Below are 5,045 nucleotides of genomic sequence, written 5' to 3'. Positions count from 1 at the left end.
TAAGAGACAGGCACAGGAGCCCACCCTGGCGCCGGACCTGACGGTGACGCAGGAGGCCTTCTGTCCTCCCACCTCGGCGGCCACCCAGCGCGTGAAGACGATTCTTCCGCCCTCGGAGCTCGGGATTCCCCGCTTCGCGGCGGCGCCGAGCAGCTTCGCGGACTTCCGCGGGGTGCTCCACTTCGCGGTGAACTTCGAGGACGGCCACAGCGCCCTCTGGAAGAGCACCGGCACCGAGGCAGGCACCACCCAGGTGAAGGACTTCCCCGCCTCCCCCACCTTTTCGTCCAACGTGTCCCGGCTCACCGCCACCCCGACCCACCTCTTCTTCCAGGCGCCGGATGCGACGCACGGGCACGAGCTGTGGGTGAGTGACGGCACGGGCGCGGGGACCCGGCTCGTCAAGGACCTGACGCCGGGCGAGGACGGTTCATCCCTGGCGCACCTGAAGGCGATGGGCAACGACCTGGTCTTCTTCCGGGAGGTCTTCGACCAGGCCGCCTCGGCCACGCGCCATGAGCTGTGGCGCTCGGACGGCACGGACGCGGGCACGGTGCGCCTGCGCGACTTCGGGACGACCGTGGACGTAAGCTCCCTGGACGCGAAGACAGGCAACGCAATGCTCTTCTTCGTGCGCGAGGTGGAGGGAGCCACCAGCCTCTGGCGGACGGACGGCACCGCCGCCGGCACCGTCCAGGTGAAGCGACTGGATGCGGGCCCCAATACCTATCCGTCCGAATTGCGCGCCACGGCGGCGCTCGCCCTCTTCACCTTGAGCGAGAGCACGGGCCTGACGGAGCTGTGGAAGTCGGACGGCACGGCGGGCGGCACGGTGCGGCTGGCGTCCTTTGGTGCCTCGCGCGCGGTCCAGGTGCTGGGGGCGCTGGGCACCAACGCCTACGTCACGACCACCTCGCGCACCACCCAGTACATGGTCATCTACCGCGTCCCGCTCGCGGGTGGGAACCCGACGCCCGTCGTCACCCTGCCCAATGACTACGCAGCGCAGGGCTCGGCGTTCCCCCGCGTCAACGCCGTGAGCGGTGCCCCGGGGGGCACGAAGCTGTTCTTCTCCGTCGACATCGGCAGCAACGGCCCCGCGCCCACCGACACCCAGCTCTGGGTCACCAACGGCACCGCCGGGGGCACGACGCTGCTGCGCCGCCCGCTGAGCCTGTCGGACGAGTACAGCTCGCCGGTGTACGCGGTGGCGGACAACCTCGTCTACTTCAGCGCTCCCGACACCTCGGGGGAGAACATCGAGCCCTGGGTGAGCAACGGCACGACGGGCGGGACGCGCCAGCTCAAGGACATCGCCCCTCCGTCCGTCGGGGCGTCCTCCTTCCCGCGCGAGTTCTTCCGCGTGGGCTCGCGCGTCTTCTTCAGCGCCTTCGACGACACGGCGGCGGGCCAGCTCTGGTCCTCCGCGCTCAGCAACACCTGCGTGGCGCCGGAGGAGACCCTGTAGGCACCACCGGGTGGATCCCCGCGCCGTCCCGGGCCCGGCCGACGGGACGGCCCCCCGCCCGCCGGGGCTCCTGGCGGGTGACCGTGCCGGGCGGACGCGTGGGTGTTAGACACCGGCGCATGCCCACCGTCAGCCCCAGCGCACGCCTCGCAGGACAACGCCTCGAGCGCAGCCGGGCCTCCCGGCAGTTCGAAGGCCAAGGCTTCCGCAACACCGCGCCCGTGGGGCCCGGCCTCCAGGGCAACCCGCTGCCGCTGTTGGGGGAGTACTTCTTCGGCGGCACGCAGCGCACGCCGCCCGGCCCCCTTCCGGTGGACGACCCACGCGGCACCTGGGCCCGCGCGCCGGACACCGGTCTGCGCGTCACCTGGCTGGGCCACAGCACCCTGCTGCTGGAGGTGGACGGCGCGCGCGTGCTCACCGACCCCGTCTTCGGCGACCGCGCCTCGCCCGTGTCCTTCGCGGGCCCCCGGCGCTTCCACGCCCCGCCCGTGCCCCTGGACGCGCTGCCGGACCTGGACGCGGTGCTGGTGTCGCACGACCACTACGACCACCTGTGCCGCAGCACCATCCAGGCGCTGGCGAAGCGGCGCGTGCCCTTCATCACCGCGCTGGGCGTGGGACAGCACCTGGAGGCGTTCGGCGTGGCGCCGGAGCTCATCACCGAACTGGACTGGTGGGAGCACCACCGCGTCGGTCCGGTGGGCTTCACCGCCGCGCCCTCGCAGCACTTTTCCGGCCGGGGCCTGGGCGACCGCAACAAGACGCTGTGGGCGTCCTGGGTGCTCACCACCGACAAGCACCGGCTGTTCTTCAGCGGCGACACCGGCCTCACGTCGGAGTTCGAGGAGATTGGCCGCCGGCATGGCCCCTTCGACCTGGTGATGCTGGAGGTGGGCGCCTTCCACCCGAGCTGGGGCGGCATCCACCTGGGGCCGGAGAACGCGCTCAAGGCACACGCGATGCTGGGCGGCGGCACGCTGATGCCGGTGCACTGGGGGACCTTCAACCTGGCGCTGCACGCGTGGGATGAGCCCGCGGAGACGCTGGTGCGGCTGGCCACGGAGCAGCAGGTGCGCCTGTTCACGCCGGGCCTGGGCCGGGGCCTGGAGCCCTCGCGCGTGGAGGGCGTGACGCCGTGGTGGCGCGACGTGGGCGAGCGCCGGCTCGTGCCGCAGACCGCACCCTGAGGCTTCGCGGCGCTGACGTCCCACCGGGAAGGACTCGACGCCCACACCAGGCGCGAGCGTAGAGTCCCTTTCCATGCTCCGCTCCCGGCTCGTCCCGACGCTCTCCCTGGCAGCGCTGCTGTGCCCCCTCCTGGCCTGCGACCCCGCGGCAGGAGGCAAGCCCCGGACAGAGGATCCGCCCCCTGTCGTCACGAAGAGCGCGAAGCGGGGCCTCGCCTATGGCTACCACTCGGCCGCGGACCTGAAGGCGCTCTCGCCCGGAATGAGCTGGTGGTACAACTGGTCCCCCCGCCCCGAAGCTGGCGCCGCGAGCGTCTACGCCTCCGAGGCCGTCACCTTCGTGCCCATGGCCTGGGGCGGCACGCCCAACGCGGATCAGCTCGCATCCGAAATCCCCGCGGGCGCGCAGTACCTGCTGGGCTTCAACGAGCCCAACTTCCTGAGCCAGGCGAACAAGACGCCCCGGCAGGCCGCCGCGCTCTGGCCCGTGCTGGAGGAAGTGGCCCGCCGCAAGCAGCTCAAGCTGGTGTCCCCGGCGGTGAACTACTGCGGCGACTGCGTCACGGAGGACGGCGTCAAGTTCACCGATCCAGTGGTCTACCTGGATGCCTTCTTCAAGGCCTGCCAGGGCTGCCAGGTGGATGCCATCGCCATCCACTGGTACGCGTGCGACCTGGGCGCGCTCAAGTGGTACGTGGAGCGGTTCAAGAAGTACGACAAGCCCCTCTGGCTGACGGAGTTCGCCTGCGGCGACATGCCCCATGACCAGATCACCGTCGAAGTGCAGAAGAAGTACATGGTGGATGCCATTCCCTGGTTGGAGTCGGAACCCGCCATCGAGCGCTACTCCTGGTTCTCCGGGCGCAACAACGAGATCCCCTCCATCAACCTGCTGGGAGCCTCCGGAGAGCTGACCGAGCTGGGCCGCCTCTACGTCACGCTGCCCGCCGGCACGTCGCCGCAGTCACCCTGAACGAAGGGTGAGCCTCCGTCCTACATGACAGGCGGGCCGCCTGCCCTCCAGGCAGCGAAGGAGCCATCCCCCAGGCGAAGACAGACGGGGAGCGGCCTACTCCGCGCTCCTGGATTTCTGGGGTAAAGATGACCGCCACATGGCACTTCAAGCGGGGGACGCGTTCGGACGGTATGAGCTGGTGTCCTGGCTGAGCCGGGGCGGCATGGCGGAGACGTGGCGCGCGCAACTGGTAGGCGCCGCCGGGGTGACCAAGCCGGTCCTCATCAAGAAGGTCCTCCCGGAGTACGCGGACGATGAGGCCTTCATCTCCATGTTCATCAGCGAGGCGCGCATCTCCGCCACGCTGTCCCATGGCAACGTCGCTCAAGTGTTCGACTTTGGCCGCGTGGATGGTGAGTACTTCCTCGCCATGGAGTTCGTGGATGGCCAGCCCCTCCACCGCGTCCTCAAGCGCGCCATCAAGAGCGGCATGGCCGCCCTGCCCGTCCCCGTCGCGGTCTTCATCGCGATGGAGATGTGCCGGGGGTTGCACTACGCGCACACCCGCACGGACAACAGCGGAAAGCCGCTGGACATCGTCCACCGCGACATCTCTCCGGACAACGTGCTCGTCGGCTACGAGGGCCAGGTCAAGATCGTCGACTTCGGCATCGCCAAGGCCAAGCTCCTGCGCGGCGTCAGGACGGAGCCTGGGGTCGTGAAGGGCAAGTACCTCTTCTTCTCCCCGGAGCAGGCGCGCGGCGAGGACGTGGATGCGCGCACCGACGTCTGGGCCACCGGTGTCGTGTTGTATGAACTGCTCTGCGGCAAGCTGCCCGTGGACGGGCCGCCCCAGGTCGTGATGACGCGGGTGGCACGAGGCGAGATTCCCCCGCCCGTTCGACTCCGGCCGGACCTGCCGGAGGAATTGAATGACATCGTGATGAAGGCGCTGACCGCGGACCGCGAGCAGCGCTTTGAATCCAGCCACGAATTCGCGGAGGCGCTGGCCGGCTTCCTGTATGCGAACCATTCGCGCTTCTCCTCGCTGAGCATCGCGAACCTGCTGCGGGTGCTGTTCCGTGGAGACCTGGAGCAGCAGGGCCGGCAGTTGGCGGTGCCGGGGACCTTCCAGCAGGAGATGAAGTCGTGGGGTGCGGCCCCTCTCGTGGCTGAGGTCGCGGCAAGGCCGCCCCAGGAGGGAATTCAGACCCGGCGCATCGCCCGGGCCGCGAAGCCGCCCAACACGGCCCTCACGGGGACGACGGAACCGGATCCGCCCGTACCGGCGGGGTCCTCCGGTGGATCGCGCAAGCTGCTCGTGGGCCTGGGAGCGGGAGGCGGGTTGCTCGCGACGGGCGCCGGCCTCTGGTTCCTGATGAGCTCCACGCCGCCCGTCGCGGAAGCACCGCCCCCCGTTCCGGAACCCCGC

Annotated in this window: 4 protein-coding genes; all 4 read left to right on the top strand. The window is 70.1% G+C overall.

Annotated features, from left to right (window positions below; translation table 11 throughout):
• Positions 1-1,468, top strand: a 1,468-nt coding sequence (locus tag D7X74_RS39525; protein ID WP_120538108.1) for an ELWxxDGT repeat protein, incomplete at its 5' end; no start/stop codon positions are given.
• Between the two features lie 119 nt (positions 1,469-1,587).
• A complete protein-coding gene (locus D7X74_RS39520; protein WP_120538107.1) occupies positions 1,588-2,658 on the top strand; it encodes an MBL fold metallo-hydrolase in 1,071 nt (356 codons plus the stop codon).
• A gap of 73 nt (positions 2,659-2,731) precedes the next feature.
• A complete protein-coding gene (locus tag D7X74_RS39515) occupies positions 2,732-3,631 on the top strand; it encodes a glycoside hydrolase family protein (RefSeq protein ID WP_120538106.1) in 900 nt (299 codons plus the stop codon).
• 139 nt (positions 3,632-3,770) lie between these two features.
• On the top strand, positions 3,771-5,045 hold a 1,275-nt coding region (locus D7X74_RS39510; protein ID WP_147446860.1), incomplete at its 3' end, for a serine/threonine-protein kinase.

Origin of the sequence: Corallococcus sp. CA047B (assembly GCF_003612065.1) — a bacterium.
Taxonomy (GTDB): domain Bacteria; phylum Myxococcota; class Myxococcia; order Myxococcales; family Myxococcaceae; genus Corallococcus; species Corallococcus praedator.
This window is presented reverse-complemented; position numbering and strand designations above follow the sequence as displayed.